1 protein-coding gene is annotated in these 219 nt (G+C 43.4%); it reads left to right on the top strand.

Features of this window, described 5'->3' with window-relative positions:
• On the top strand, positions 1-219 hold a 219-nt coding region (locus tag NG901_RS16970), incomplete at both ends, for a histidine kinase dimerization/phospho-acceptor domain-containing protein (protein ID WP_252217128.1).

The following is a 219-nucleotide window of genomic DNA, read 5'->3' as shown; positions in this document are numbered from 1 at the left end:
ACCGTACGTGCTTCGTGCCAATTTCTCGGTCATTCAAAGGGAAACAGGCTTTAATAATGGGGTTATCGCGGTACTTCACGATATTACCGATCAAGAAAAAGTCGACCAAGAACGTCGCGATTTCGTATCCAATGTATCACATGAACTAAGATCCCCACTTACCAGTATGCATAGCTATTTAGAAGCATTAAGCGACGGCGCGTGGGAAGATAAAGAAAT

The sequence above is a fragment of the Clostridium sp. CMCC3677 genome (assembly GCF_023845585.1).
GTDB lineage: Bacteria > Bacillota > Clostridia > Clostridiales > Clostridiaceae > Clostridium > Clostridium aquiflavi.
This window is presented reverse-complemented; position numbering and strand designations above follow the sequence as displayed.